Origin of the sequence: Solwaraspora sp. WMMA2101, assembly GCF_049179175.1 — a bacterium.
Taxonomy (GTDB): Bacteria; Actinomycetota; Actinomycetes; order Mycobacteriales; family Micromonosporaceae; genus Micromonospora_E.
In genome coordinates this window covers 206,783-232,101 of record NZ_JBMHMA010000006.1, presented here as the reverse complement: position 1 = coordinate 232,101, position 25,319 = coordinate 206,783, and the positions used below count along the sequence as shown (strand labels likewise).

Annotated in this window: 21 protein-coding genes and 1 riboswitch; of the genes, 11 read left to right on the top strand and 10 right to left on the bottom strand. The window is 73.8% G+C overall.

Annotated features, from left to right (window positions below; translation table 11 throughout):
- Positions 1-11 precede the first annotated feature (11 nt).
- The 3 genes from ACN28F_RS01550 to ACN28F_RS01540 are packed head-to-tail and all read left to right on the top strand — an operon-like array spanning position 12 to position 2,730.
- Positions 12-1,178 carry a sensor histidine kinase gene (locus ACN28F_RS01550; protein WP_421356871.1) on the top strand — a complete coding sequence of 389 codons (1,167 nt, stop codon included), beginning with the start codon at positions 12-14 and terminating at the stop codon, positions 1,176-1,178.
- Complete coding sequence (locus ACN28F_RS01545; RefSeq protein ID WP_282227499.1) at positions 1,175-1,849, top strand: response regulator transcription factor; 675 nt, start codon at positions 1,175-1,177, stop codon at positions 1,847-1,849. The genes ACN28F_RS01550 and ACN28F_RS01545 overlap by 4 nt, the downstream gene beginning before the upstream one ends.
- Before the next feature lie 41 nt (positions 1,850-1,890).
- Complete coding sequence (locus ACN28F_RS01540; RefSeq protein WP_421356870.1) at positions 1,891-2,730, top strand: sugar nucleotide-binding protein; 840 nt, start codon at positions 1,891-1,893, stop codon at positions 2,728-2,730.
- On the opposite strand, the gene ACN28F_RS01535 is transcribed toward ACN28F_RS01540, so the two are convergent.
- Together ACN28F_RS01535 and ACN28F_RS01530 are read right to left on the bottom strand one after the other, a co-directional pair.
- Entirely contained in the window at positions 2,689-2,844 is a 156-nt protein-coding gene (locus tag ACN28F_RS01535; protein ID WP_278168928.1) for a hypothetical protein, read from the bottom strand. The two genes, ACN28F_RS01540 and ACN28F_RS01535, sit on opposite strands and share 42 nt — an antisense overlap.
- A 29-nt stretch (positions 2,845-2,873) precedes the next feature.
- Positions 2,874-4,787: a family 10 glycosylhydrolase gene (locus ACN28F_RS01530; protein WP_421356869.1), complete on the bottom strand. Its 1,914-nt coding sequence runs from the start codon at positions 4,785-4,787 to the stop codon at positions 2,874-2,876.
- A 384-nt stretch (positions 4,788-5,171) separates the two neighbouring features.
- Between ACN28F_RS01530 and ACN28F_RS01525 the strand changes: the two genes are divergently transcribed.
- Positions 5,172-5,858, top strand: a complete 687-nt coding sequence (locus tag ACN28F_RS01525) for a DUF4352 domain-containing protein (protein ID WP_289206360.1) — start codon at positions 5,172-5,174, stop codon at positions 5,856-5,858.
- A 54-nt stretch (positions 5,859-5,912) separates the two neighbouring features.
- Here the strand turns inward: ACN28F_RS01525 and ACN28F_RS01520 are convergent, their stop codons facing one another.
- The 4 genes from ACN28F_RS01520 to cobN form a co-directional block, all read right to left on the bottom strand.
- Positions 5,913-7,163 (bottom strand): MFS transporter, encoded by a 1,251-nt coding sequence (locus tag ACN28F_RS01520; protein ID WP_421356868.1) that lies wholly within the window; start codon positions 7,161-7,163, stop codon positions 5,913-5,915.
- Between the two features lie 22 nt (positions 7,164-7,185).
- Entirely contained in the window at positions 7,186-7,938 is a 753-nt protein-coding gene (locus tag ACN28F_RS01515; protein ID WP_421356867.1) for a lytic polysaccharide monooxygenase, read from the bottom strand.
- A gap of 137 nt (positions 7,939-8,075) precedes the next feature.
- Positions 8,076-9,050, bottom strand: coding sequence for a pirin family protein (locus ACN28F_RS01510; protein ID WP_281554737.1), 975 nt, complete (start codon positions 9,048-9,050; stop codon positions 8,076-8,078).
- Between the two features lie 48 nt (positions 9,051-9,098).
- Positions 9,099-12,716, bottom strand: coding sequence for a cobaltochelatase subunit CobN (gene cobN, locus ACN28F_RS01505; RefSeq protein WP_421356866.1), 3,618 nt, complete (start codon positions 12,714-12,716; stop codon positions 9,099-9,101).
- A gap of 57 nt (positions 12,717-12,773) precedes the next feature.
- Positions 12,774-12,900, bottom strand: a riboswitch (cobalamin riboswitch).
- Between the two features lie 118 nt (positions 12,901-13,018).
- Here cobN and ACN28F_RS01500 point away from each other — a divergent pair.
- Genes ACN28F_RS01500 through ACN28F_RS01490 form a run of 3 tightly spaced genes read left to right on the top strand, consistent with a single transcriptional unit; the run spans position 13,019 to position 16,439 of the window.
- Positions 13,019-14,284, top strand: coding sequence for a precorrin-3B synthase (locus ACN28F_RS01500; RefSeq protein WP_421356865.1), 1,266 nt, complete (start codon positions 13,019-13,021; stop codon positions 14,282-14,284).
- Positions 14,281-14,919 carry a precorrin-8X methylmutase gene (locus ACN28F_RS01495; protein WP_353850454.1) on the top strand — a complete coding sequence of 213 codons (639 nt, stop codon included), beginning with the start codon at positions 14,281-14,283 and terminating at the stop codon, positions 14,917-14,919. The genes ACN28F_RS01500 and ACN28F_RS01495 overlap by 4 nt, the downstream gene beginning before the upstream one ends.
- A complete protein-coding gene (locus ACN28F_RS01490) occupies positions 14,916-16,439 on the top strand; it encodes a precorrin-2 C(20)-methyltransferase (RefSeq protein WP_289206353.1) in 1,524 nt (507 codons plus the stop codon). The genes ACN28F_RS01495 and ACN28F_RS01490 overlap by 4 nt, the downstream gene beginning before the upstream one ends.
- Here ACN28F_RS01490 and ACN28F_RS01485 read toward each other — a convergent pair.
- From ACN28F_RS01485 to ACN28F_RS01470, 4 genes are all read right to left on the bottom strand, one after another.
- Entirely contained in the window at positions 16,427-17,218 is a 792-nt protein-coding gene (locus ACN28F_RS01485) for a cobalt-precorrin-6A reductase (protein ID WP_421356864.1), read from the bottom strand. The genes ACN28F_RS01490 and ACN28F_RS01485 overlap by 13 nt on opposite strands.
- Positions 17,215-17,958: a precorrin-4 C(11)-methyltransferase gene (cobM, locus tag ACN28F_RS01480; protein ID WP_289206351.1), complete on the bottom strand. Its 744-nt coding sequence runs from the start codon at positions 17,956-17,958 to the stop codon at positions 17,215-17,217. The genes ACN28F_RS01485 and cobM overlap by 4 nt, the downstream gene beginning before the upstream one ends.
- Positions 17,955-19,184: a precorrin-6y C5,15-methyltransferase (decarboxylating) subunit CbiE gene (cbiE, locus tag ACN28F_RS01475; RefSeq protein ID WP_421356863.1), complete on the bottom strand. Its 1,230-nt coding sequence runs from the start codon at positions 19,182-19,184 to the stop codon at positions 17,955-17,957. Before cbiE ends, cobM begins: the two co-directional genes overlap by 4 nt.
- A 127-nt stretch (positions 19,185-19,311) precedes the next feature.
- Positions 19,312-19,713 (bottom strand): PPOX class F420-dependent oxidoreductase, encoded by a 402-nt coding sequence (locus ACN28F_RS01470; RefSeq protein WP_421356862.1) that lies wholly within the window; start codon positions 19,711-19,713, stop codon positions 19,312-19,314.
- 586 nt (positions 19,714-20,299) lie between these two features.
- Here ACN28F_RS01470 and ACN28F_RS01465 point away from each other — a divergent pair.
- From ACN28F_RS01465 to ACN28F_RS01450, 4 genes are all read left to right on the top strand, one after another.
- A complete protein-coding gene (locus tag ACN28F_RS01465) occupies positions 20,300-21,151 on the top strand; it encodes a hypothetical protein (protein ID WP_421356861.1) in 852 nt (283 codons plus the stop codon).
- Positions 21,152-21,523: 372 nt separating this feature from the next.
- Positions 21,524-23,203, top strand: coding sequence for a hypothetical protein (locus ACN28F_RS01460; protein ID WP_289206347.1), 1,680 nt, complete (start codon positions 21,524-21,526; stop codon positions 23,201-23,203).
- Complete coding sequence (locus ACN28F_RS01455; protein WP_421356860.1) at positions 23,200-24,681, top strand: NADH-ubiquinone oxidoreductase-F iron-sulfur binding region domain-containing protein; 1,482 nt, start codon at positions 23,200-23,202, stop codon at positions 24,679-24,681. The genes ACN28F_RS01460 and ACN28F_RS01455 overlap by 4 nt, the downstream gene beginning before the upstream one ends.
- A gap of 49 nt (positions 24,682-24,730) precedes the next feature.
- Entirely contained in the window at positions 24,731-25,300 is a 570-nt protein-coding gene (locus ACN28F_RS01450; RefSeq protein WP_421356859.1) for a hypothetical protein, read from the top strand.
- Positions 25,301-25,319: the final 19 nt, after the last annotated feature.

Below are 25,319 nucleotides of genomic sequence, written 5' to 3'. Positions count from 1 at the left end.
ACGATCGCGGTGTGCGTGCGCTGCTGCGGTCGCTGTGGGCCGAGCCCCGCGTCGCCGACCCGCCGACGCGGGTCTGGCGGGACTGGGTGCTGCTCGGCGCGGTCTGGGTCGCGGCGACCCTCGAAGGGCTGCTGCGCACCGACCTGATGTCGCCCGCGTACTCGACGATCGTCGCCCTGGTGCTGGCGCCGACGCTGTGCTGGCGCCGGACCAGGCCGCTGCTGATGGTCGCCGTCGCCTTCCCGGTCACCGCCGTCACCGCGCTGCTGGCCGGCCACGAACCGGAGCTGGTCACCGGTGTCTACCTGCTGATCCTGCCGTACGCGCTGTACCGCTGGGGTTCCGGCCGGCAGATCGTGGCCGGTACGGCGATCATCCTGGCCAAGATGGGCCTGTCGGCGGCGGTCGGCCACCTCGACCTCGCCGACCTGGTCGGCGGGACGGTGGTGGTCTCCGCCGCGATGGCCGTGGCCACCGCCCTGCGGTACCGGGCCACTCTGTGGGCCCGCGAACTCGACCAGGCCAAGCTGGCCGAACGGGAACGCCTCGCCCGCGACCTGCACGACACGGTGGCCCACCACGTGTCGGCGATGGCGATCCGCGCCCAGGCGGGCATCGCGGTGGCACCGACCCGACCGGCGGCGGCCCTCGACGCGCTGGCGGTGATCGAGGCCGAGGCGACCCGCGCCCTGGCCGAGATGCGGCTGATGGTGCGCGGCCTGCGCCACGGTGAACCCGCCGGACACCTGGACCCGGCGGACCTCACCCCGAACCCCGGAATCGGCGACGTCGCCCGACTCGCCAGCCGGGCGCAGCCCGGGCCGGTCGTCGACGTCACCCTGCATGGCGACATCGACGACATTCCGTCGACCGTCGCCACCGCGGTCTACCGGCTGGCCCAGGAGTCGGTGACCAACGCCCGCCGGCACGCCCGGCACGCCACCCGGATCGAGGTCCGCGTCGACGTCGACGCCGACGCGGTACGGCTGCGGGTCAGCGACGACGGCGACACCGGCACGGCGCGGCCCGCCGCCACCGGCGGCTTCGGCATCGTCGGCATGACCGAGCGGGCGGCCCTGCTCGGCGGCACCTGCGACGCCGGACCGCGCCCCGATCGGGGCTGGACCGTCGCTGTGGCCCTGCCCCGCCAGGCCCCGGCCGGTCGGGCCGGGACGTGACCATCCGGGTGGTCGTCGCCGACGATCAGGAGATCGTCCGGACCGGGCTGACGATGATTCTCGACGCCCAGCCGGGCATCGAGGTCGTCGGCGAGGCGGCCGACGGCCGCCGGGCGGTCGACCTCGCCCACCGGTTGCGTCCGGACGTGTGCCTGTTCGACATCCGGATGCCCGATGTGGACGGCATCGAGGCCACCCGTCGCCTCGCCGGCCCCGGCGTCGTCGACCCGCTCGCCGTGGTCGTCATCACCACCTTCGACCTCGACGAGTACGTCTACGCGGCGCTGCGCGCGGGTGCCCGGGGGTTTCTGCTCAAGGACGCCGGCACGGCACTGCTCACCCAGGCCGTCCGGGCCGCCGCCGCCGGTGACGCGCTCATCGCGCCGGCCGTCACCACCCGGCTGCTCAGCGCCTTCGCCGCCGCCGGTCCGGTGGCACCGGCCCGCCAACCGCTCGACCCGTTGACCGACCGCGAGGAGCAGGTGCTCGTCGCCGTCGCCCGGGGCCGCACCAACACCGAGATCGCCGGCGAGCTGTACATCAGCCTCAGCACGGTCAAGAGCCACCTCGCCGCCCTGATGACCAAGCTCGGCGTCCGCAACCGGGTCGAGGTCGCGATCTGGGCGTACGAGACCGGCCGGGTCCGCGCCGGCCTCGACCGGCCGACGTAGCGTGCGACGCGCGGGCGGACCGCCGGGCCTACCGTGGTCGGGTGAGGCTTCTCGTGGTGGGTGGCAGTGGGTTCCTCGGCCGGGAGATCGTTCGTCAGACTCGGCGCGCCGGGCACCTGGTGGCCGCGACCTTCCACCGCCGTCCGCCCAGCGCTGATCTCGGCGCCGGAGTCGACTGGCACGCGCTCGACATCCGCATCCGTGACGATGTCGCCCGTGTCGCCGCCATGGCCCGGCCCGACGTGATCGTCAACGCCGCCTACCGCCAGAGCGACTGGGCGAGCACTGCCGACGGCGGTGCTCATGTCGCCCTCGCCGCTGCGGCGGTGGCGGCCCGGCTCGTCCACGTCTCCAGCGACGCGGTCTTCGCCGGTGCGGCGGTCGCCTACGACGAGACGTGCCCACCGGACCCGACGACGCCGTACGGTGCGGCCAAGGCCGCCGCTGAGACGGCGGTCGCGGCGATCACTCCCGACGCCGTCATTGCCCGGACGTCACTGATCATCGGGTACGGCGAGTCCGTCCACGAGCGACACGTGCACGCTCTGGCTGCCGGCGTCGGCACCGGTGTGTTGTTCACCGACGACGTGCGGTGCCCGGTGCACGTCGCCGACCTCGCCGCTGCACTGCGCGAACTCGCCGGGTCGCCGTACTCCGGGATCCACCACGTCGCCGGTCCGGACGCGATCAGCCGGCATCGCCTGGGGGTGCTCATCGCCCGCCGGGACGGCCTCGACCCCACGGCGTTGCCCACCGGCCGACGTGCCGCCAGCGGTGTTCCCGGACCGGCCGAGCTGCGGCTGGACTGCGCCCGGACCCGTGCCCGGCTGACCACCCGGCTACGCGGTGCCCACGAGTTCCTCGCCGCCGGGCGGAGCTGACCGCTGCGCGAGCAGGTCCGCCTCGGTCAGCCGGCCGGACAACCGACCGGCTTCGTGGATGTCGTCCACACTCATCTGCGCCACGAAACCGTGGGCCTCGTGGATGCCTGCCATGCCACGGCGGGGCCGTGTAGGACCCCGTGTCAGCCGACCCGGGTCAGGCGTACCGCGTCGGCGACGATGTGGCCGCCGGCCGGTGCCCACCGGCTCACCCCGACCACCGGCCGCCGCCCCGCCGCCAGCGCGAAGACGCCCAGCTCCCGCCACCGGCCGCCGCCGGTGCGTTGATCCACCGGCCGGCTGACCAGCCCGGTGGTGGTCTGTACCAGGTGCGGCGCGGTCGGGTGGTAGCCCGACGCCGCCGGATGCCACACCTCGACCCGGTAGCTGCCGGCCGCCGGCACGGTGACGGTGAACCAGGCCGGGTCGCTGACCGGCTGCGGGCTGGTGAACCGGTAGTCGGCGCCGTAGCGTCCGGCCGACCAGCTCGACGTGCCCCAGGCGGCGCCGGCGGTGAATCCGCCCGGCGTGCGGTTGTCGACGATCACGCTGAACGCGTCGCTGCCGGCGGCCAGCACCCGCGCCGGCCCGGCTGGGCTCTCCCGGTGCTGGCGGTCCAGGGCGGCGACCAGATACGTGTACGCAGAACCGTGCGCCGCCGTCACGTCGGTGAAGGAGCCGCCGGTGCCGGTGGCCCGTACCGTCGCCAGCAGGTACCGGGCGTCGTCGAACGCGGTCGGGTCGGCCGCGTCGGTGCCGGGGCAGCGGTAGAGCGCGTACGCCGTCGGGACGGTGGCGCCGGTCGCGGCGAGCCAGTCCAGCCGTACCCCGGTCGGGGTGCGGGTCGCGGCGGTGATCGCCGGCGGCGGCGGCGTGCTGCCCGGGGCCGGTACGCCGCCGCGCCCGGCCGCGACCGGCACCAGCGCGGGCCGGGCGTAGTGGTCGGCGACCAGCCGGCTGACCCCGCCGAGCCGGTCGGCGCGCACGTCCTTGCCGCTGAACTGCAGGTCGCCACGGATCTGCGGGTAGCTGTGGTGCAGCGTCAGGTGCCGGCTCAGCTCGGCCGGGTCCTGCCAGGCCGGGTCCTGCCCGGCGACGCCGACCCGGTAGGTCGACTGCCCGACGAGCAACTCCACACTGGTACCCGACACCGTCGCCGACCACCAGCGGACCAGCTCGGCGTAGTCGGCGGCCGGGTGGCCGAGGTGCCAGTACAGCTGTGGCGCGATGTAGTCGATCCACTGTTCCCGCACCCAGCGGCGGCTGTCGGCGTGGATCGCGTCGTAGGACTGCAACCCGTTCGTCCGGGAACCGAGCGGGTCGGTGGCGGCGTTGCGCCAGATGCCGAACGGGCTGATGCCGAAGCGCACCCACGGCTTGACCGCCCGCAGTCGGTCGCTCATCTGCGCGACGAGCAGGTCGACGTTGTGCCGGCGCCACGCGGCGAGGCTGTCGAAGCCGGCCCCGTACGCGGCGAAGCTGGCCTGGTCGGCGAAGGTCTCCCCGGCGACCGGGTACGGGTAGAAGTAGTCGTCCCAGTGCAGCGCGTCGACGTCGTAGCGGGTGACCGCGTCGAGCATCGCGTCCTGGACGAACGACCGTACCGCCGGCTGGCCCGGGTCGTAGTAGAGCCGGCCGGCGTACGCGATGACCCACTCCGGGTGGCGGCGGGCCGGATGGCCGGCGACCAGCCGGGTCGGGTCGGCGTGGTTGGCGACCCGGTACGGGTTGCACCAGGCGTGCAGTTCCAGGTTGCGGGCGTGCGCCTCGGCGACGAGCACGCCCAGCGGGTCGTAGCCGGGGTGGCCGCCCTGCTGCCCGGTGAGCACCGCCGACCACGGCTCGTACGGCGACGGCCAGAGCGCGTCGGCGCTCGGACGTATCTGCACGACGACGGCGTTGCAGCGTAGCCGCCGGGCCAGGTCGAGCCAGTCGCGCAGCTCCGCCTGCTGGGCGTCCGGCGCCAGTCCGGGCCGGCTCGGCCAGTCCAGGTTGGCGACCGTGGCCAGCCAGAAGCCCCGGAACTGCCGCTTCGGCGGAGGACCTGCTGCTGACATGGCCGCAAGGGTGGCGCACATACCGTGCCCCGCGCCGTCGGCCACCACCGTCACCCTGGACCGGATGGTCGCCCAGGCTCCGCTGGTCGCCGTTTGGGTAGTGGGCGTTTCGCCGTCAGGGTGGCTGATCCCGCCTACCCGTCGCCGCGTCTGCGCTGGTGGGAGGGCATTCAGCGAGCGATAGTGGATCTTGTTGGAGCCGGCCGGCCCATGCGAGCGTCATCGCCGATCACCGATAGTGAGCCGGTGACTTACCCGCCTTCGAACCCGCCTGGTGGATACGGCAACCCGAACCCGGGGCCGTACCCGCCTGTTCCCCTGCCGCCTGGTGGCTACCCGCCGGGGGCCCACCACCCCGGGACCGCACCCCCGTACGGCGTTCCCGTGCAGCCGGTGCCACCGGGCCGGGGCAAACTGACGCCGCTCGGGATCGTCGGGATCATCGCTGCCGTGGTCGTCCTGTTCTGCTGCGGTGGCGGCGCGCTCATCGGCGCGTTCAACGGGTCCACCGACGAGACGACGTCGACTGCCCGCAGCGGGACCGAGCAACAGGTGGAGTCGGCTGCCGAGGGTGAGGTGTCTCAGGACGGGACCGATACGGCAGTCGCGCCTGCGGACGGCGGCGAGCCTGACGCCCCTGCCGAGGAAGCGCCCCCTCCTGCTCCGGCAGCGGAGCCGGGGATCGGCGACCCGGTCCGCGATGGCAAGTTCGAGTTCGTTGTCAACAAGATCGAATGCGGCAAGTCCAAGGTCGGTAGCGGGTTCTTCACCGAGACCGCGCAGGGACAGTACTGCCTGGTGACAATGCTTGTCACCAATATCGGCGACGAGGCCCGGACCTTCCACGACGGTAGCCAGCGCGCCTTCGACAAGGACGGCCGGCGGTTCGAGGCGGACACTTCCGCCGGGCTCGCGGTCAACCAGGATGCCGAGTCCTTCCTGACCGAGATCAACCCCGGGAACCAGGTGACCGCCATCGTCGCCTTCGACGTGCCGAAGGGCGTCGACCTCGTCTCTCTGGAACTGCATGACTCGATGTTCTCCGGCGGCGTCACCGTGCGCCTCAACTGACTGTCGGTCCGGAACCGGGTCGGGCACGTCGCCGGCAGTAGAATGATCCGGTGATCAGGCTGGCTGCACCAGTGGTGCGTCGCCCCGGGTGGCCAGCCACCAGCCGGCGGTGGCGACCACGGCGACCAGCCCGGCGAAGCCGAACGGGGCGGCCAGCCCGACCCCGGCGGCCAGCGCGCCACCGAGCAGTGCACCACCGCCGGCGGCACCGTAGATCAGCGTCTTGGACGCCGCCGTCACCCGCCCCAGCAGTCCGTCCGGTACGGTGCGCTGCCGTAGTGCCGCCGCGCAGATGTTCAGCACCGCGAACGCGCCGCTGGACACCACGGTCACCATCACCGCCACCCAGATCTGCGGTACGGCGATGAGCAGCGCCGGCACCCCGGCGGTGACCGCCAGGGAGACCGCCAACACCAGCCGGTGCCGGCGGCCGGCGACCAGCCGGTCGGCCAGGAACGCCCCGGCCAGCCCGCCACCTGCCCCGGCGGACAGCAGCAGGCCGTAGCCGAGCGCGCCGACACCGAGCACGTCCCGGGCGTACAGCAGGAAGATCGCGAACCAGGCGGCGTCGGCGGCGGCGACCGCCGCGACCACCAGCGCCAGGGCGCGCAGCGTCCGGTGGCGGGCCAGCCAGCCCAGCCCGGCCCGGACGCTCGGGCCGACCGTCGCGGCGGCGGTCGCGGCGGCGGTCGCGGCGGCGGTCGCGGCGGCAGCCGTGGCCGTGGGAGTACGGGCCAGGCTCAGCGGCAGCGACAGCACCAGCATCACGGCGAGCGCCAGGCTGGCCCCGTTGGCCGCGAACGGTACGGCCGCGCCGACGACGAACAGCGCGGCACCGACCGGTGGGCCGACGAACTCGTTGCCGACGATGGTGCCGGCGGTGAGCCGGCCGTTGGCCCGCTCCAGCGCGGCCGGCGGCACCAGTTTCGGCACCGCCACCTGACCGGCGGTGTCCCGTACCGCCTCGCCGACGCCGAGACCGAACGCGCAGACGGCGACCAGGGCGATGGTGGCGGTGCCGGTGGCCACCGTCGCCACCAGGGCCACCAGCAGCAGGGCGCGTACCGTGTCGGCGGCGGCGAGCAGCGTACGCGGCGCGACCCGGTCGGCGAGCGCGCCGGCGGCCAGCCCGGCGACGAGCCAGGGCAGGGTCTGCGCGGTGGCGACGACGGCCAGCCCGAGCGGGTCCCCGGTCAGCGACAGGGCCAGCAGCGGGAGTGCGGCGAGGCGGATCCCGTCACCGATGTTGGCGAGGGTGGCGGCGCTCCAGAACCGCCAGAACGGTCGACCGAGCGGTTGCGACATGTGTACATCATGCACCGACCGGTCAGAGGCGCTGCCACAGTGCCGGCACGTTCGGCGGTTCCCAACCGACGAGGGCGGTGTGTGCCTGCCGGCACCGGTAGTCGACGCCGGCGTAGCTGACGACGGCACCGACCTGGTACGCAGTGCCGGCGGCCCAGGTGCCACCGGGCTGGCCGGGCGGCGCGGTGGTCGGTGGCGCGGTGGTCGGCGGCGGTGGCGTCGGAGTGGGTGACGGCGGTGGCGGGGTCGGCGACGGGCCGGGCCCGGCCCCGATCTGGACGTCCACGCAGGAGTAGAAGGCGTTCGTGGTGTCGGCGACATTCCAGATCGCCAGCACTTTGTGCCGGCCGGTGCGGCCACCGAGGTGCACGGTGTGCGACACGGTGGCGTTGGGCTGCCGGCCACCGTCGTCGAACACGGCGATCCGGGTGCTGCCGACGAAGTACTCCCAGGTGCTGGTGGCATGCCGGGCGGTCAGCGTCCAGGTGAAGGTGGCCGCCCCGCCGACCGTGGTGGCCGGCCAGTTGACGCTGTCGTCGTCGAGAATGGCGAACCGGCTCACCCCGCCGTGGCAGGTGCGCTGCCCCTTGGGGCCTTCGACGCTCTGCGGCTCCCACACGATCGGGCCGCAGCTGGCGACCCGGCCCTGCGCGCACATCGCCTGTCGGCTGGGCGGGTAGGAGACGTAGCCGTGGGCGCTGGCCGGCGTGGCGACCAGCAGGGTGCCGAGGATGGTGCCGGTGGCGAGCAGGGGCAGGAGAAGTCGTCGTTGCATGGGGGCGCTCCGCACGTCGTGGGTGGCGGTGGGGGCGGCCGGCCGTTGCCGACAAAGTTAGCGTAAAGACAGTTAACAGTAAAGATTGTGAACGAAGAATTTCGATACGTCGACGCCCGTGAGTCGCCGTGCGACGGTCAGCCGACGGTGCGACCGTGCCGGTCGCGGGCCTTGATCCGGGTGATCGGCATCTCCGGTGCCGGTAGCGGGGCGTCCACACAACCGGTCACCGTGCCGAACCGGTGGCCGGCCGCCCAGTCGTCGCGGGCCGCCACCAGCTCCTCGTGGCTGCGGGCGACGAAATTCCACCACATGACGAGCGGCTCCTCGAACGGCTCACCGCCGAGCAGGAACAGCCGGGCATCACCGTCGGCGGCGGTCACTGTCGACGCCGACCGACCCTCACCCAGATAGAGCAGCCCACCCTGGGCCAGCTCCACCCCGTCGACCCGGGCCGTGCCGGACATCGCCAGCAGGGCGTACTCGAAATCGTCGCGCAGCGTCAGCTCGACGGGCGCGGGGCTGCCGATGTCGATCTGTGCTCCGACGATCGGGCTGGCCATCCGGGCCGGGGACCGGACGCCGGCGTACTCGCCGACCACCACGGTGAGCCCCGCGTCGCCGGCACCGACCCGCGGCAGCGCGGCGTAGTGCTCGAACCGCGGCTCCCCGTGCCTGGCCGACTCCGGCAACGCCACCCACAGCTGCAGCCCGTGCATCACCGGCGGATGCGCCGGCGGCGACTGCTCCGAGTGGGCGATCCCGTGTCCGGCGGTCATCAGGTTGAGCTGCCCCGGCACGATCGACTGCATACTGCCCAGGCTGTCCCGGTGCAAGATCTCCCCGTCGACCAGCCAGGTCACCGTCTGCAGCCCGGTGTGCGGGTGCGGCGGAATCTGCATGCCGGGCCGCCCGGCCACGTCGTCGGGCCCGAAGTGGTCGACGAAACACCAGGCACCGACCATCCGCCGGGGTCGCTGCGGCAGCAGCCGCCGGACCGTCGTGTAGCGGCCCAACGGTACATCGTGGCCGGGTAGCAGGACGCTTTCCGGCTGCGCACCGGCGACCGTGGTCCCGTCGTACCGGATGCTTCCCGACGCCGCCGCACTCATGCCTCGACCCTACGCGGGATGCCGCCGGGCCGCCGCCGGGATGCGCGGTCACCCGGCGCGGTCCTCCAGGTCGCCCTCGGTCCGCAGGAACACCTCCCGCAGCCCGTCCAGCACCGCCGGGTCGGGGTACTCCCACAGTTTGCGGTCGGCCGCCTCCAGCAGCCGCTCGGTGATGCCGTGCAACGCCCACGGGTTCGACTCGGTCAGGAACCGCTGATTGACCTCGTCGAGCACGTACGTCTCGGCCAGTTTGTCGTACATCCAGTCGGCTACCACCCCGGCGGTGGCGTCGTAGCCGAACAGGTAGTCGACGGTGGCGGCCAGCTCGAACGCCCCCTTGTAGCCGTGCCGGCGCATCGCCGCCAGCCAGCGCGGGTTCACCACCCGGGCCCGGAAGATGCGAGCGGTCTCCTCGTGCAGGGCGCGGGTGCGCACCGCCTCCGGCCGGGTGCTGTCGCCGACGTAGGCAGCCGGGGCCGACCCGGTCAACGCCCGGACGGTGGCGATCATGCCGCCGTGGTACTGGAAGTAGTCGTCGGAGTCGGCGATGTCGTGTTCGCGGGTGTCGATGTTCTTCGCCGCGACCGCGATCCGCCGGTACGCCGACTCCATCTGGTCGCGGGCCGGCGCGCCGTCGAGGTCCCGGCCGTAGGCGTAGCCGCCCCACACCGCGTACACCTCGGCCAGGTCGGCGTCGTCGCGCCAGTTGCGGCTGTCGATCAGCTGCAGCAGCCCGGCACCGTACGTGCCCGGCTTGGAGCCGAAGATCCGCATGGTGGCCCGCCGGGTGTCGCCGTGGGCGGCCAGGTCGGCGCGGGCGTGCGCGGCGACGAAGTTCACCTCGTCGGGCTCGTCGAGGGCCGCGACCAGTCGGACCGCGTCGTCCAACATGGCCACCACATGCGGGAACGCGTCGCGGAAGAAGCCCGAGATCCGCACCGTCACGTCGATGCGCGGCCGGCCCAGCTCCTCGGCCGGGACCACCGTGACGCCGGTCACCCGCCGCGACGCCTCGTCCCACACCGGCCGGACGCCGAGCAGCGCCAGCACTTCGGCGATGTCGTCACCGGCGGTCCGCATCGCAGACGTGCCCCACACCGACAGTCCCACCGAGCGAGGCCAGTCGCCGGCGTCGGCCCGGTAGCGGGCCAGCAGCGACTCCGCCATCGCCTGCCCGGTCTCCCAGGCCAGCCGGCTCGGCACCGCCTTCGGGTCCACCGAGTAGAAGTTGCGCCCGGTCGGTAGCACGTTGATCAATCCACGCAACGGCGACCCGCTCGGCCCGGCCGGCACGTACCCGCCGGCCAGCGCGTGCGCGACGTGGGCCAGCTCGTCGGTGGTGCGGGCCAGCCGGGGGACCACCTCGGTCGCCGCGAAGTCCAGAATCCGGGTGACCAGCGCGGCCCGTCCGTCGGCGCCGAGCACGCGCTTGGCGACCTCGGCGACGGCGTCCGACCGCCAGCCGTGCTCCTCCATCGCCGCGACCAGCTCCCGGGCGGTCGCCTCGGCCGCGTCGGTGTCGTCACGGTCGGTGCCGGACTCGTCCAGGCCCAGCGCCTCCCGCAGGCCGGGCAGCGCGGCCACCTGCCCGGCCCACATCTGCCGGGCCCGCAGCATCGCCAGCACCAGGTCGACCCGGGCCGCGCCGACCGGCGCCGACCCGAGCACGTGCAGCCCGTCACGGATCTGCACGTCCTTGATCTCGCAGAGCCAGCCGTCGACGTGCAGCAGGAAGTCGTCGAACTCGGCGTCGTGCGGCCGGTCGTTCAGACCGAGGTCGTGGTCGAGCCGGGCGGCCTGGATCAGCGTCCAGATCTGCGCCCGGATCGCCGGCAGTTTGGCCGGGTCCAGTGTGGCGATGTTCGCGTGCTCGTCGAGCAGCTGCTCCAGCCGGGCGATGTCGCCGTAACTGTCCGCCCGGGCCATCGGCGGCACCAGGTGGTCGATCAGGGTGGCGTGTGCCCGGCGTTTGGCCTGGGTGCCCTCGCCGGGGTCGTTGACCAGGAACGGGTAGATCAGCGGCAGGTCGCCGAGGGCGGCGTCCGGCCCGCAGTCGGCGCTGAGTCCGACCGTCTTGCCCGGTAGCCACTCCAGGTTGCCGTGCTTGCCGACGTGCACCACGGCGTGCGCGCCGAAGCCGTGCTCCAGCCACCGGTACGCGGCCAGGTAGTGGTGGCTCGGCGGCAGGTCCGGGTCGTGGTAGATGGCCACCGGGTTGGCCCCGAAGCCGCGCGGCGGCTGCACCAGCAGCACGATGTTGCCGGTACGCAGCGCGGCCAGCACGATCTCGCCGTCCGGATCCCGGGACCGGTCGACGTACAGCTCGCCCGGCGGCGGACCCCAGTGCCGTTCGACCTGTTCGCGTAGCTCGGTCGGGAGCTCGGCGTACCAGCGCCGGTAGTCGGCGGCCGGGATGCGCACCGGGTTGCCGGCCAGCTGCTCCTCGGTGAGCCAGTCCGGGTCCTGCCCGCCGGCGGCGATCAGCGCGTGCATCAACGCGTCGCCGTCGCCGTCGGCCAGCCCCGGCAGCGCGTCGGGGCCGTCGGGCGGCCCCACGTCGTAGCCGGCGTCGCGCAACGTCGACAGCAGCGCCAGCACACTGGCGGGGGTGTCGAGCCCGACCGCGTTGCCGATCCGGGCGTGCTTGGTCGGGTACGCCGACAGCAGCACCGCGATCCGTTTGTCGCCCGCCGCGATGTGCCGCAGCGCGCCGTGGCGGACCGCGATCCCGGCCACCCGGGCGGCCCGCTGCGGGTCGGCGACGTAGACCGACAGCCCGTCGGCGTCGATCTCCTTGAACGAGAACGGCACGGTGATCAGCCGGCCGTCGAACTCGGGGATGGCCACCTGGGTGGCCGCGTCCAACGGGGACAACCCGTCGTCGGTGGCCGCCCAGGTCTGCCGGGAGCTGGTCAGGCAGAGTCCCTGCAGGATCGGCACGTCCAGTTCGGCGAGCGCGCCGACGTCCCAGGCGTCGTCGTCGCCGCCGGCGGAGGCGGTCGCCGGCCGGGTCCCGCCGGCGGCCAGCACCGTCACCACCAGGGCGTCGGCCTGGCGCAGGGTGGCCAGCAGCTGTGGGTCGGGCGAGCGCAGCGACGCGCAGTAGACCGGCAGCGGTCGGCCGCCGGCCGCGTCGACCGCATCGCACAGCGCGTGTACGAAGCCGGTGTTGCCGGCCAGGTGGTGGGCCCGGTAGTAGAGCACCGCCACGGTCGGCTGGCCCGGTCCGGTCGGCACGTTCGGGCGTTCCAGTACGCCCCACTCCGGGGCCGGCCGCGGCGCGGCGAAGCCGTGCCCGGTGAGCAGCACCGTGTCGGACAGGAATCGGTGCAGTTCGGCCAGATTGGCCGGGCCGCCGTGGGCCAGATAGGCGTGGGCCTCGGCGGCCACCCCGGCCGGTACGGTGGACAGCTCCATCAGGGCGGCGTCGGGTGCCTGTTCGCCGCTGAGTACCACCACTGGGCGTCCGTCGGTCAGCAGCGCGTCCAGTCCGTCCGGCCAGGCCCGGCGGCCGCCGAGCAGCCGGACCACCACGAGGTCGACGTCGGCAAGCAGGGGCGTGAGGTCGTCGACCGACAGCCGGGCCGGGTTCGCCAGGCGCCAGTCGGCACCGCTGGCCCGTCCACTCAGCAGATCAGTATCTGAAGTGGACAGAAGTAGCATCATCGGACGCCTGGTCCTCCCTCGGGGTCCGCGCCCCGGGTCGTCGGTCGCGGCGACCGGAGTCTCCTGGCTCCCGGATCGAGGCTCGCCCCGGCCTTCCCGCCCCGTGGATCGGGGCCGTGGCCGTCGGTGGGGTCCGCTCCCCGGTGACAGTGGCGGGACCGCGCCGGAATCACACCGGCTTCCTCCACTTGCCGCCGCAGTTGGCTACCGACCACTGTCACGACCCGGGGACGTTTCGTCAAGGTGTGATCTATTCGCCGCGAGGGCGTCGCCTCCCGGTGGCAGCCCGTAGTATCCGCCGCGTGTCCGCCTCGCCGCTGCCGCCCGTCCGGGGCGGCCCCGATGCCTGCCCCGGCACGCTGGCGCTGCATCCGGCCGCCGACGGGCACCTCGCCCGGGTCCGCTGCCCCGGTGGGCTGCTAGCCGCCGGCCAGCTGACCGTACTGGCCGCCGCCGCCCGTGACCTCGGTGACGGACACCTGGAGCTGACCAGTCGGGCCAACGTACAACTGCGGGGGGTGGCCGCCGACGCCGCCGGGGTGCTCGCCGGCCGGCTGAGCGCGGCCGGGCTGCTGCCCGCACCCGGACACGACCGGGCCCGCAACATCCTCGGCTCCCCACTGGCCGGTGTGGACAGTGTGCCTCGGTGGGACGTCGCGGCGCAGGTCCGCGCCCTCGACGCGGCGATCTGCGCGCAGCCGGACCTGGCCCGGCTCTCCGGCCGGTTCCTGTTCGCCGTCGACGACGGCCGGGGCGCCACCGTCGCGGCGCGCCCCGACGTGGGCCTGCTGCCCGGGTCGGACGGCCGGGTCGGTATCCGGCTCGCCGGGGTCGACCACGGCCTACGGACCACGCCGACCGACGCGGTCCGGGTGGCGGTCGCCGCCGCCCGGATCTTCCTCGCCGACGAACGTGCCGTGGCCGGCACCATCTGGCGCATCGGCGACCTCGCCGCCGCCGAACTGGCACGGTTCGTCGCGGCGCTCGCCACCACGCCGGGCGTCCACCGGGTCGCGGCCGATCCGCCGACCGCACCGCGACGGTCCGGCGTACCGCCGGTGGGCGTGCTGCGCCGCCCCGACGGCGACCAGGCACTCGCGCTCGCCGTACCGCTGGGTCGGCTCACCGCCGCGCAGGCCGACCTGCTCGCCGCCGCCGCACCGCAGGCGCGGATCACCCCGTGGCGGACCGTGGTGCTGCCCCGGCTCACCGACGCACCCGGCTGGGCACGCCGGCTGCACCGTGCGGGCCTCGACACCGATCCCGGGTCGCCATGGCTCGGCGTCACCGCCTGCGCGGGCCGGCCCGGCTGTGCCCGGTCCCGGGCCGACGTACGGGCCGACGCGGCGGCGACGCACGCCGAACGGCCGGACCCGACCGGCGGGGCGCACCTGCCGGTGCACTGGATCGGCTGTGAGCGCGGCTGCGGCACCCCAGCGGGGCCGGCGCTGCGGGTCCTCGCCACCGGCGACGGCTACCAGGTGAGCGCGCCCGGCCGCCCCACCGTCCACGTCCCACCAGGGGCGGCGCTGGCCGCCGCCGTCCGCACCGCACGCGAGGAGCCGTGATGGACCACGTCCGCGACGGGGCCGAGATCTACCGGCAGTCGTTCGCCACCATCCGCGCCGAGGCCGACCTGAGCCGGCTCACCGCCGAACAGGCCCGGGTCGCCGTCCGGATGATCCACGCCTGCGGGATGGTCGACCTGGTCGACGACCTGGTCTTCTCGCCGCAGGTGGTGGTGGCGGCCCGGGCCGCGCTGCGCGCCGGCGCGCCGATCCTCTGCGACGCCACGATGGTGGCCGCCGGGGTCACCCGACGCCGGCTGCCGGCCGCCAACCCGGTGCTGTGCACCCTGGCCGACCCCCGGGTGCCCGCGTTGGCGGACAAGCTCGGCACCACCCGCAGCGCCGCCGCCGTCGAGTTGTGGGTCGACCATCTCGACGGCGCGGTGGTGGCCGTCGGCAACGCGCCGACCGCGCTGTTCCGGCTGCTGGAGCTGGTCGACGCCGGTGCCGGCCGGCCGGCGGCGGTGCTCGGCGTACCGGTCGGCTTCATCGGTGCCGCCGAGTCCAAACAGGCGCTGACCGACCATGGTGGACTGGAACACCTGGTGGTCCGGGGCCGACGCGGGGGTAGCGCGATGGCGGCGGCCGCGCTCAACGCGATCGCCAGCGACGACGAGGGACAGGTGGGGCGTTGAGCACGCGGCAGGACGCAACCGGTCGGCTGTACGGCGTCGGCCTCGGCCCCGGTGACCCGGAACTGGTCACCGTGAAGGCGGCACGGCTGATCACCGCCGCCGACGTGATCGTGCACCACAGCGCCCGGCACGGCCGCAGCGTCGCCCGGTCCATCGCCGAGCCGTACCTGCGCGCCGGGCAGATCGAGGAGGCACTGGTCTACCCGGTGACCACCGAACGCAGCACCCACCCCGGCGGCTACCGGGCGGCGATGGACGAGTTCTACGCCGACTGCGCGCGACGGCTCGCCGCCCACCTCGACGCCGGTCGGACCGTGGTCGTGCTCGCCGAGGGCGATCCGCTGTTCTACGGCTCCTACATGCACCTGCACAAGCGGTTGGCGCACCGCTACCCGACCGAGGTGGTGCCCGGGGTCACCTCGATGAGCGGGGCGGCCGCCGCACTCGGCCGGCCGCTGGTCGAGGCCGACGAGGTGCTGACCGTCCTGCCCGGCACCCTCGACGGCGGGGAGCTGACCCGGCGGTTGGCCGACACCGACGCCGCCGCCGTACTCAAGCTGGGTCGGACCTTCCCGGCCGTCCGCGACGCGCTGACCGCCGCCGGCCGCCTCGACGACGCCTGGTACGTCGAGCGGGCCAGCACCGGCGGGCAACGCGTCGCGCCGCTGGCCGACGTCGACCCGGCGACGGTGCCGTACTTCTCCCTCGCGCTGCTGGCAAGCCGACGCGGCGGCACCGTCGCGGCGGGCCCCGCCGAGCCCGACCGGTCGGGCCGGGGCGAGGTGGTGGTGGTCGGCCTCGGCCCGGCCGGCCGGGACTGGATCACCCCGCAGGCGCAGGCCGCCCTCGCGGCCGCCGACGACCTGGTCGGCTACGGACCATACCTGGACCGGGTGCCGGCCAACCCCCGGCAACGCCGGCACCCCTCGGACAACCAGGTCGAGGCGCAGCGCGCCGCCCACGCGCTGCGGTTGGCGGCCGACGGAGCCCGGGTCGCGGTGGTCTCCTCCGGTGATCCCGGGGTGTTCGCGATGGCCACGGCGGTGCTGGAGGTCGCCGCCGAGCCCCGCTGGAAGGACGTGCCGGTCCGGGTGCTGCCCGGGGTGACCGCCGCCCAGGCGGTGGCCAGCCGGGTGGGGGCACCACTCGGGCACGACTACTGCGTGCTGTCCCTGTCGGACCGGCTCAAGCCCTGGCCGGTGATCGAACGGCGGCTGCTCGCCGCTGCCCGCGCCGACCTGGTGATCGCGATCTACAACCCGGCGTCGCGCAGCCGGACCTGGCAGCTGGCCAGGGCCCGGGACCTGCTGCTGGAGCACCGGTCGGCACACACCCCGGTGGTGGTGGGCCGCGACGTCGGCGGTCCGGGTGAACGCGTCGACGTGGTGGCGTTGGCCGACCTGGATCCGGCCATGGTCGACATGCGGACCCTGCTGATCGTCGGCTCGTCGGCGACCCAGGTCAGCCACGACGCCGCCGGGCCGCCGGTGGTGTTCACCCCACGGCACTACCCGGGCTGAGCGCCCGCCGCCACGCCGAGGTCGGCGAGCCAGGTCAGGGCGGCGTCGACGTCGGCGACCGTCGGCGCGGACGGCGCGGCGGCCCGGTCGACCATCAGCACCGGGAGTCCGAGCTCGCGCGCGGCGACCAGTTTGGCGGACGTCTCGTCGCCGCCGCTGTCCTTGGTCACCAGCACGTCGATGGCGTGCGCGCGCATCAGCGCCCGCTCGCCGTCCACGGTGTACGGGCCGCGGTCGAGCAGCAGCACCCGGTCGGCGGGCAGCGGCGGCTGCGGTGGGTCCACCGTACGGATCAGGAAGAAGATCCCGGCCAGCGGCGCGAAGGCGGCCAGACTCTGCCGACCGGTGGTGAGCATCGCCCGGGTGCCCAACCGGAGCAGGGCGGCGGCGGCCGCGCCCAGGTCCGGCACCCGGTGCCAGACGTCGCCCGCACCGGCGACCCAGCCGGGCCGGCGCAGCACCAGCAGCGGCGTACCGGCCAGCGCGCAGGCCCGCACCGCCGAGGCGGAGATCCGGGTGGCGAACGGGTGGGTGGCGTCGACCACCGCGCCGATGTGTTCGGCCCGCAGCCAGCGGGCCAGCCCGTCCGGTCCGCCGAAACCACCGACGCGGGTCTCGCCGTGCGGCAGCCGGGGCCGGGCGACCCGGCCGGCGAGCGAGGTCACCACCCGCGCCGCCGGGTCGGCCGCCAACGCGGCGGCGAGCTGACGAGCCTGGGCGGTGCCGCCGAGAATGAGCACCCGGGGCCCGCCGTCCGGGCCGGGCCGGTGATCGGTCACGGCCGGCACCGGTCGGCGCTGTACAGGTGGCTGTCGGGGAAACCGGCGGCGGTGAGCACCGCGCCGACGACGATCACCGCGGTGCGGACGATGCCGGCGGCGTGCACGGCGGCGGCGATGTCGGCCAGGGTGCCGCGCAGTACCACCTCGTCGGGTCGGCTGGCCCGCGCCACCACCGCCACCGGACAGTCCACGCCGTAGTGCGGCACCAGGTCGGCGACGACCGCGTCGATGCGCTGCACCGCCAGGTGCAGCACCAGGGTCGCCCGGCTGGCACCGAGGACGGCCAGTTCCTCACCGGGGGGCATCGGGGTCGACCGGGCCGACACCCGGGTCAGGATCACCGTCTGCCCGACCTCGGGAACGGTCAACTCCCGGCCGAGCGCGGCGGCCGCGGCGGCGAACGCCGGCACCCCCGGGACGATCCGGTACGGCACCCCGGCCGCCGCCAACCGGCGGATCTGTTCGGCGACGGCGCTGAACACCGACGGGTCACCGGAGTGCAGCCGGGCCACGTCGTGCCCGGCCGCGTGCGCGTCGACCATCTCGGCGACGATCTCGTCGAGGGTCAGCCGGGCCGTGTCGACCAGCCGGGCGTCCGGTGGGCAGTGGGCGAGCAGCGCGGTCGGCACGAGGCTGCCGGCGTACAGGCAGACCGGGCTGGTCGCGATGACCTCGCGGCCACGAACGGTGATCAGGTCGGCGGCACCGGGGCCGGCCCCGACGAAGTGGACGGTCACCGGCGGTGCACCGCCCACTGGGTGACCGGCATCGCCGGGCGCCAACCGGTGAAGCCGCCGACCGGCGCGGCCCGACTGATCGCGATCCGGGTGAGGTCCCCGCCGTGCCGGGCGTACCAGTCGGCGAGGAGCACCTCGGACTCCATGGTGACCGCGTTGGCGACCAGCCGGCCACCGGGCCGCAGCGCCGCCCAGGCGGCTTCGAGCAGTCCGGCGGTGGTCACCCCGCCACCGACGAAGACCGCGTCGGGTGGTGGCAGTCCGGCCAGCGCGGCCGGGGCGTCGGCGACGAGGACCCGCACCCCTGGTACGCCGAGCGCGGCCGCGTTGGTGGTGATCCGCTCGGCGCGCTGCGGGTGCCGTTCGACGGCGATAGCGCGGCACTGCGGGTGCACCCGGGCCCATTCGATGGCGATGCTGCCCGAGCCGGCGCCGACGTCCCAGAGCAGTTGTCCCGGTGCCGGTGCCAGCCGGGCCAGGGTGATCGCCCGGACCTCCCGTTTGGTCAGCTGACCGTCGTGCCGGTAGGTGTCGTCGGGCAGTCCCGGCACGGTCGGCAGGGTCGGCGCGTCCGGTGCGGGCCGGCAGTGCACGGCGACCACGTTGAGCGGATCGGCCTGCGGACCGGCCCAGTCGGCGGCGGTGCCGACCCGGATCCGTTCGCTCGGGCCGCCGAGCTGTTCGAGCAGGGTCAGCGTGCTCGGGCCGTAGCCGCGGGCGGTGAGCAGGGCGGCCACCTCGCCGGGGGTGTGCGGGCCGGCGCTGAGCACCAGCAGCCGGCGGTCGGGCTGCACCCGTGGGTGCAGCAGTTGCACCGGGCGCCCGACGGTGCTGACCACGTCGGTCTCCTCGACCGGCCAGCCGAGACGGGCGCAGGCCAGCGAGGCCGCCGACGGGTGCGGCACCGCGTGCACCCGGTCGGCACCGACGAGTCGCACCAGCGTGGCCCCGATGCCGAAGTGCATGGGGTCGCCGCTGGCCAGTACGACGAGCCGTCGCCCCTGATGCTCGTCGAGCAACCGGGGCAGGTGGGTCAGCAGCGGGGTGGGCCAGGTGACGGTCGTCGCCGGCCGGTGCGGTGGCGGCACCGAATCGATCTGCCGTCGGCTGCCCATGAGGACGTCGGCCCGCCGCAGCGCCGCCCGGCCGGCGCCGCAGAGCCCGTCCCATCCGTCGGCGCCGATGCCGACGACGGTGATCCTGGCGGGCGTGGCGGCGGGTGGCATGGCTGCGACCGTAACCGGTGCCCCGGCTGTCGGGGTAGTCGACCTGTCGCCGGTACGGTCGGCGGGGCCGCTGCCGGCTCCGGCGGTGCCGGGCGGGACCAGCCGGTGCTGGCGGTCCGTCGGGACCTCAGACGTTGCCGAGCCGCCGGGTGATCGTGATCACGATCACCACCCGCTGGGGGTTGGGGCGTGGCACCCGGTACCGCTGGGCGTAGCGCTGCTCCGCGTCCCGTACAGTCTGCGGGTCGTCGTGGACCCGGGCGATGCCTTCCAGCGTCGACCACCGCGCCCCGTCCACCTGGCACACTGCCACCCGGGCACCGTCGGAGCCGCTGGCCCGCACGTGGGCGACCTTGCGGGATCCGCCGGAGGTGATCACCCGGGCGGTGCCGGTGTCCGGGTCGACGGTCACCCCGACCGGTACGACGTGCGGGGTGCCGTCGCGGCGCAGGGTGGTGAGCGTGCACAGATGTCGCTCGCGCCAGAAGTCGACAAGTGCGTCGCTGAACCAGGATTCCGAGGTGCTCATCAGGGGCATTGTCGCACCGTCGGGCCCGGGCGTCCGGCAGCGGCGTGGCGGGCCCGTCGCTGAGTGACGACTCACTGACGCAACGGCCACCGGCTGGTCGCCCAAGCAATTGCTAGTCCGCTACAGCGCGTCCAGCGATCCTTTTCGCAGGGTGCGGGAGTAGGGTGTGCAGCCGGGGCGGCGCGCCTTAACGTCGGTCTCCCGCAAGAGTCGGCTGCGTCGCCCCACCTATCTTGCCCCGGTTGACCGCCCCGCCGCCTGTCGCGCCGCGACGCCGTCGACCGGGTGTGGCGCTGATCGCACGACGATTTACCTGTGTCGATCGGCCGGGCGTCGCCCGATCGGGGCGGCGGGAAAATCCGCGCAACATCCACCGGGCGGTGTTGAACCGTCCCTGTGGGACCACCGTATGCATGGTCGAGACCCGGCGGAAACCGTCGACGACTCACCGAAACATTCCGACAGTGTCCGGTGACCCCACGCTCGGGGCGTCATCCGGACACGGGCCGAAAGGCCCCCGGGACGCCGTCGATCGAGCGGCGCGGCTACCGGCAGCTGTCCCCAGAAGGGTTGGGTTGTCAGTCCCATGTATTCCCGTACTCCCCGCCGCAAGGTGGACCACCCGGACGCTGCCTCGCCGATGAACTCGCGGCGCTGGAAGATCGCCGGCACGGTCGGTCTGGCCGCCGTCATCATGGGGGCAGGACTCGGCCTGGCGTCGGCCGACACCTCCAGCTCGGCTGACGTCGGCAGGATCGTCTGCCCGGGCGTGGCCGACCGGTTGCCGGCGGTTCCGGCGGCGGCGAGTGCCGAGGTGGACCGGAACCTGCAGCAGTTGCAGACGCAGATCGACGAGGCGAACGCGCGGCTGGTCAGCAGCCAGGGTCAGGGTGGTCCGAACTTCGTCAACAACGCGATCCTCGGGCCGTTGGCGGACAAGCGGACGGCGGCGTTGGAGCGGATCGCGATCTCGATCGGCCGTCAGGGTGACCGGCCGGTCGGCCTGGAGTCGCTCGCGACCTGCCAACTGGTAGCCGGTTCGGCGGCCGGCGGGGGTGCCGCCGCTGACCTGCCCGCCGCGCCTGCGGCACCTGCCCAGACGCAGGCGCCCGCCGGCAACAACGGCAACGGTGCCAACACCGGTGCCGGCACGATCGTCTGCCCGAGCGTGGCCGACCGGTTGCCGGCGGTTCCGGCGGCGGCGCGGGCCGAGGTGGACCGGAACCTGCAGCAGTTGCAGACGCAGATCGACGAGGCGAACGCGCGGCTGGTCAGCAGCCAGGGTCAGGGTGGTCCGAACTTCGTCAACCTCGCGATCCTCGGGCCGCTGGAGGACAAGCGGATCGCGGCGTTGGAGCGGATCGCGATCTCGATCGGCCGTCAGGGTGACCGGCCGGTCGGCCTGGAGTCGCTCGCGACCTGCCAGCTGCAGAGCTGAACCGACCGTCACGAACGGGTTCCCGCCGCTCACCCGGGAACCGGCCCCTCCGGTGCCGCACTCCTCGCGGCGCTGGAGGGGCATCTTAATTTCCACTGAAGATTCCTGGTGATGAAGCAATCACATCGGGTCATCTCCGCAGCGTCAGGCGGCAGGATCCGACCGGGAACTAGCGGGATGATTCCGGCGCAGCGGCCAGGCCGCAATCAAATTGCGGCACCGTTCATCCGCCGACGCCTCCGGTACGTAGATGCTGAGGGACGGGCACTGGAGCGGGTGAAACAACCGGGAAGCGGTACGGTTTCTCCCGGCGCCAAGCCGAGGGCAGGATACTGACGGCGATCCGGGCACACAGCGCGGAGCGCCGCAGGTGTGGGTGGCACCGAGCGGGAGATCGAGGAGCATATGGCGCGGACGAACCAGAACCAGCGACCCGCCGGACCCAGGCCCGAACTCGCCGGCGGACGGCAGCCGTCGCGGTTGTCGGTCCTGATTCTGTCGGCATCGGTCCTGGCGGTCTTCTGGGCACTGGCGATGCTCACGTCGGCGGGCCGGGTGGCCTACGTCTACACGTTCTTCTTTTTGGACTTCTTCGGTGGCGTCTTCGCGCTGGTGGCGCTGAGTCTCACCGTGATGATCGGGCTGGCCGCGACCGACCGCATCGTGCTGCTGCCCCGGCACCGGGTGCTGCTGCAGTCGGCGCACCGGACCACCGGGATCATGGCGATCGTCTTTCTGGTGCTGCACATCGTCACCCAGATCACCACGGGTGCCGTCTCGGCGGTGGGGGCGTTCATCCCGTTCCTCGGTGGTGGCCAGGCCGTCTACGTCGGGCTCGGCACTTTCGCGGCGTACCTGATGTTCGCGATCCTCTGGACCGGCCTGGCCCGGGCCCGCTGGGTCGGGGTCGGCCCGCCGTGGCTCTGGCGGGCCCTGCACAGCGGCGCGTACGTGGCCTGGCCGATCGGCATCACCCACGGGCTCGGTGCCGGGCGGCCGCCGGCGACCTGGGTGACGCTCAGCTACCTGGGCTGTGTGCTGATGGTGGTCATCGGGCTGCTGGTCCGCTTCGCGACCGGGGTGGGCAAGAAGAAGCCGTTCGTGTCGCAGGCCACCGGGACGTCCATGAAGCCGGTGGGCAAGATGGCCGACGACTCCCGCTCCTCGTCGAGCCGGCGGCGGGGCAGCCGGGACGAGGGGGTCAGCCTGGAACCGGCGACCGCCCGGTTCGGCTCCTTCGGGGACCGTCCGGTCGACATGATCGACTCCTGGGCGCAGGCGGGCGCCGGGCGCGGATCGGCCGGCCGCTCAGCTGACCGGTACCGGGTACCGGAGGTGCCGCAGCCGGCCGCCCGGTCGTCCGTGGCCGAGCCGACCCGGGCGTACCGGCAGATCGACGCACCCCGCGAGGAGGACAACGGCCGCGGCCGGTACGCCGAGGACCGTCCCGCCGCCCGGCGTGGCACGACCGGTCGCGGCGACGCCGTCGACCGGGACCGGCGGGACGAGGAACCCGCCGGCCGGGGCCGGTACGCCGACGACGACACCGGGTCGCGACGGCGCTACAGCGACGACGCCGAGCGTCGGCGCCAGGCCGAGCCGGACGGCGCCCGTCGCCGCTACGCCGACGACGAGCGCGACTACGACGACCGTGGCTACGACAGCCGGCGGGCGGAGGAACCGGTCGGCTCCCGGGGCCGGTACGCCGACGACCGTCCGGTCTCCGGCGCGGGTGCGCGCAGCCGGTTCGCCGACGACCGTCCGGTCTCCGGAGCCGGGCCACGTGGCCGCTTCGACGACCGTCCGGTCTCGGCCGAGCCGGCCCGTAGCCGGTCGGCCCGCCGGCGGGCCGAGGCGCAGGCGCCGGTCGGTCGGGAGATCGACGACTACCCGCCGGGTGACGACACCCCGACGCTGGTCGACCTGGCATCCCGCCGCGCCCAGCGGGCTGCGGCGGCCGAATCTGCCGGCCGCCGCACCCGTGGTCGCCGTGGTGCGGCCGACGACACCGACGAGGACTACTGGACCCAGCTACGAGGAGAGGCGAATTGAGGGCGACGACGACCGTTCCTCCCGTCGCGACCGTCGGCCCGCCCCGGCTGACCGCCGGGTTCGAGGAGTTCGGTCGACTGGACCTGCGGGCACACGAAGAGGTGCACGGAGGTGTGGGGCCGCTGTCGGTCAACGATCTGATGCGCCTCGGTGAGGCGATCGATCTCAAGGGCCGCGGCGGGGCCGGATTCCCGTTCCACCGCAAGGTCAAAGCGGTCGTCGATTCGGCCGACAAGCAGGACAAGCCGGTGGTCGTCGTGGTCAACGCGACCGAGGGTGAGCCGGCCAGCTGGAAGGACAAGGTGCTGCTCACCCGGGCCCCGCACCTGATCCTCGACGGTGCCGCGCTCGCCGCGTTCGCGCTGGAGGCCGAGGAGATCGTCATCGGGGTGGCCGACGACGGGGTCGGTGGTGGCTCGCTGTCGGCGGCCCTGGCGGAACGGCGGATGCCGGTACCGACCAGCATCGTCACGGTGCCGCACCGGTTCATCTCCGGCGAGGGTGGTGCGCTGGTCCGCGGCATCAACGGGTTGCCGCACATCCCGCCCGGGGTCAAGGTCCGGGCCAGCGACTCCGGCGTGTCCGGCCTGCCCACCCTGCTGTCCAACGCGGAGACCTTCTCGCAGTTGGCCGTCGCCGCCCGGCTCGGCCCCTACGAGTACTGCGCGGTCGGCCTGCCCGACGAGCCCGGTACGGTGCTGCTGACCATCGGCGGGTCGGCCGCCCGTCCGGCGGTGGTCGAGTGCCCGACCGGCACGCCGCTGCGCGACATCCTGGAGTTGTGTGAGGCGCCGGTCGGACCGGGCCTGCTGATCGGTGGGTACCACGGTAAGTGGATCACGCCGGAGGCGGTGGCCACGGTGGAGGTCTCCCGCAAGGGCTTCACCAAGGTGGGCGGCACCCTCGGTGCCGGGATCACCATTCCGTTGGGGGAGGGGACCTGCCCACTCGGCGAGGTCGCCCGGGTGGTGCACTACATGGCGGGCGAGTCCGCCGGTCAGTGTGGGCCGTGCCGGCTCGGCCTGCCCGACATGGCCCGCACCATCGACTCGCTGGTGATCGGCAGCGCCGCGGTCGACGCGGTCCGGGCCGCCGCGAGTGTGATCAAGGGCCGGGGGGCGTGCAGCCATCCGGACGGCACCTCGCGGTTCGCGATCTCAGCGCTGGACGTCTTCGCCGAGGACCTCGCCGCGCATGCTGGCGGTGACGGCTGCGGCAAGCCGGTGAAGGGCATCCTGCCGTTGCCGGTGGACGCGCCGTCCGGTGGCACCAAACGGCTGAGCGTGGACTGGACCCGTTGCGACGGCCATGGGCTCTGCGCGCACGTGGTGCCGGAGTACATCCGGCTGGACGCCAACGGGTACCCGGCCTTTCCGTCCAGTCCGGTGCCGGTGTGGCTGGAGCCGGGTGCCCGCAAGGCGGTCAACGTCTGTCCGGCGTTGGCGTTGCGGCTCAGCGAGGGCAAGAGCGGCCACTGACGGGTCGACGTAGCTTTTCTTCCCGGCACTCACCTGCGACACTGCAAGGGTGTCGAGAGATGTCGATTCATCGCTGGCCCGGCGGCGTCGGTCCGGCTCCTGGTGGCTGCTGCCCGAGGCGCTGGCGCTGGCGCTGCTCGGCGTCGGTTTCTACTACTCGACGGCGGTGGCCGCACCGACGTTGACCGAGGGCCAGGCACGTGCGGACGCGGCGGCGCGGATCGCGGTGACGATCGAGCAGTCGACCAGCGACGAGCACGCCGCGCACGGCCACGAGGTGAATCCGGACGAGCGGATGCTGTGTACGGCCGAGGTCTGGCGGATCGACGAACCGGCCGCCGCCAGCGGTGCCGCGACCGCCTACGGCTACTACCTCTGCGCCACCGGCACCCCGGGCACGCCGTACATGCTGTCGCGGATGAACGCCGGTCCGATCGTCGCGCAGTTGACCGACCCACCGCAGATCACCGTCACCGCCCTCGACGAGGACTTCCGCTCCCAGGTCGAGGCGATGATGCCGGCGGAGTTCGTGGAGCAGTCGTTCAAGGGGTTCACCGACCCGGGCCGCGCGGACACCTTGCGCAAGCGGTTCGAGAGCCAGGTCAGCCGGGCCGCCTGAGGCACCGCCGACCACGTCG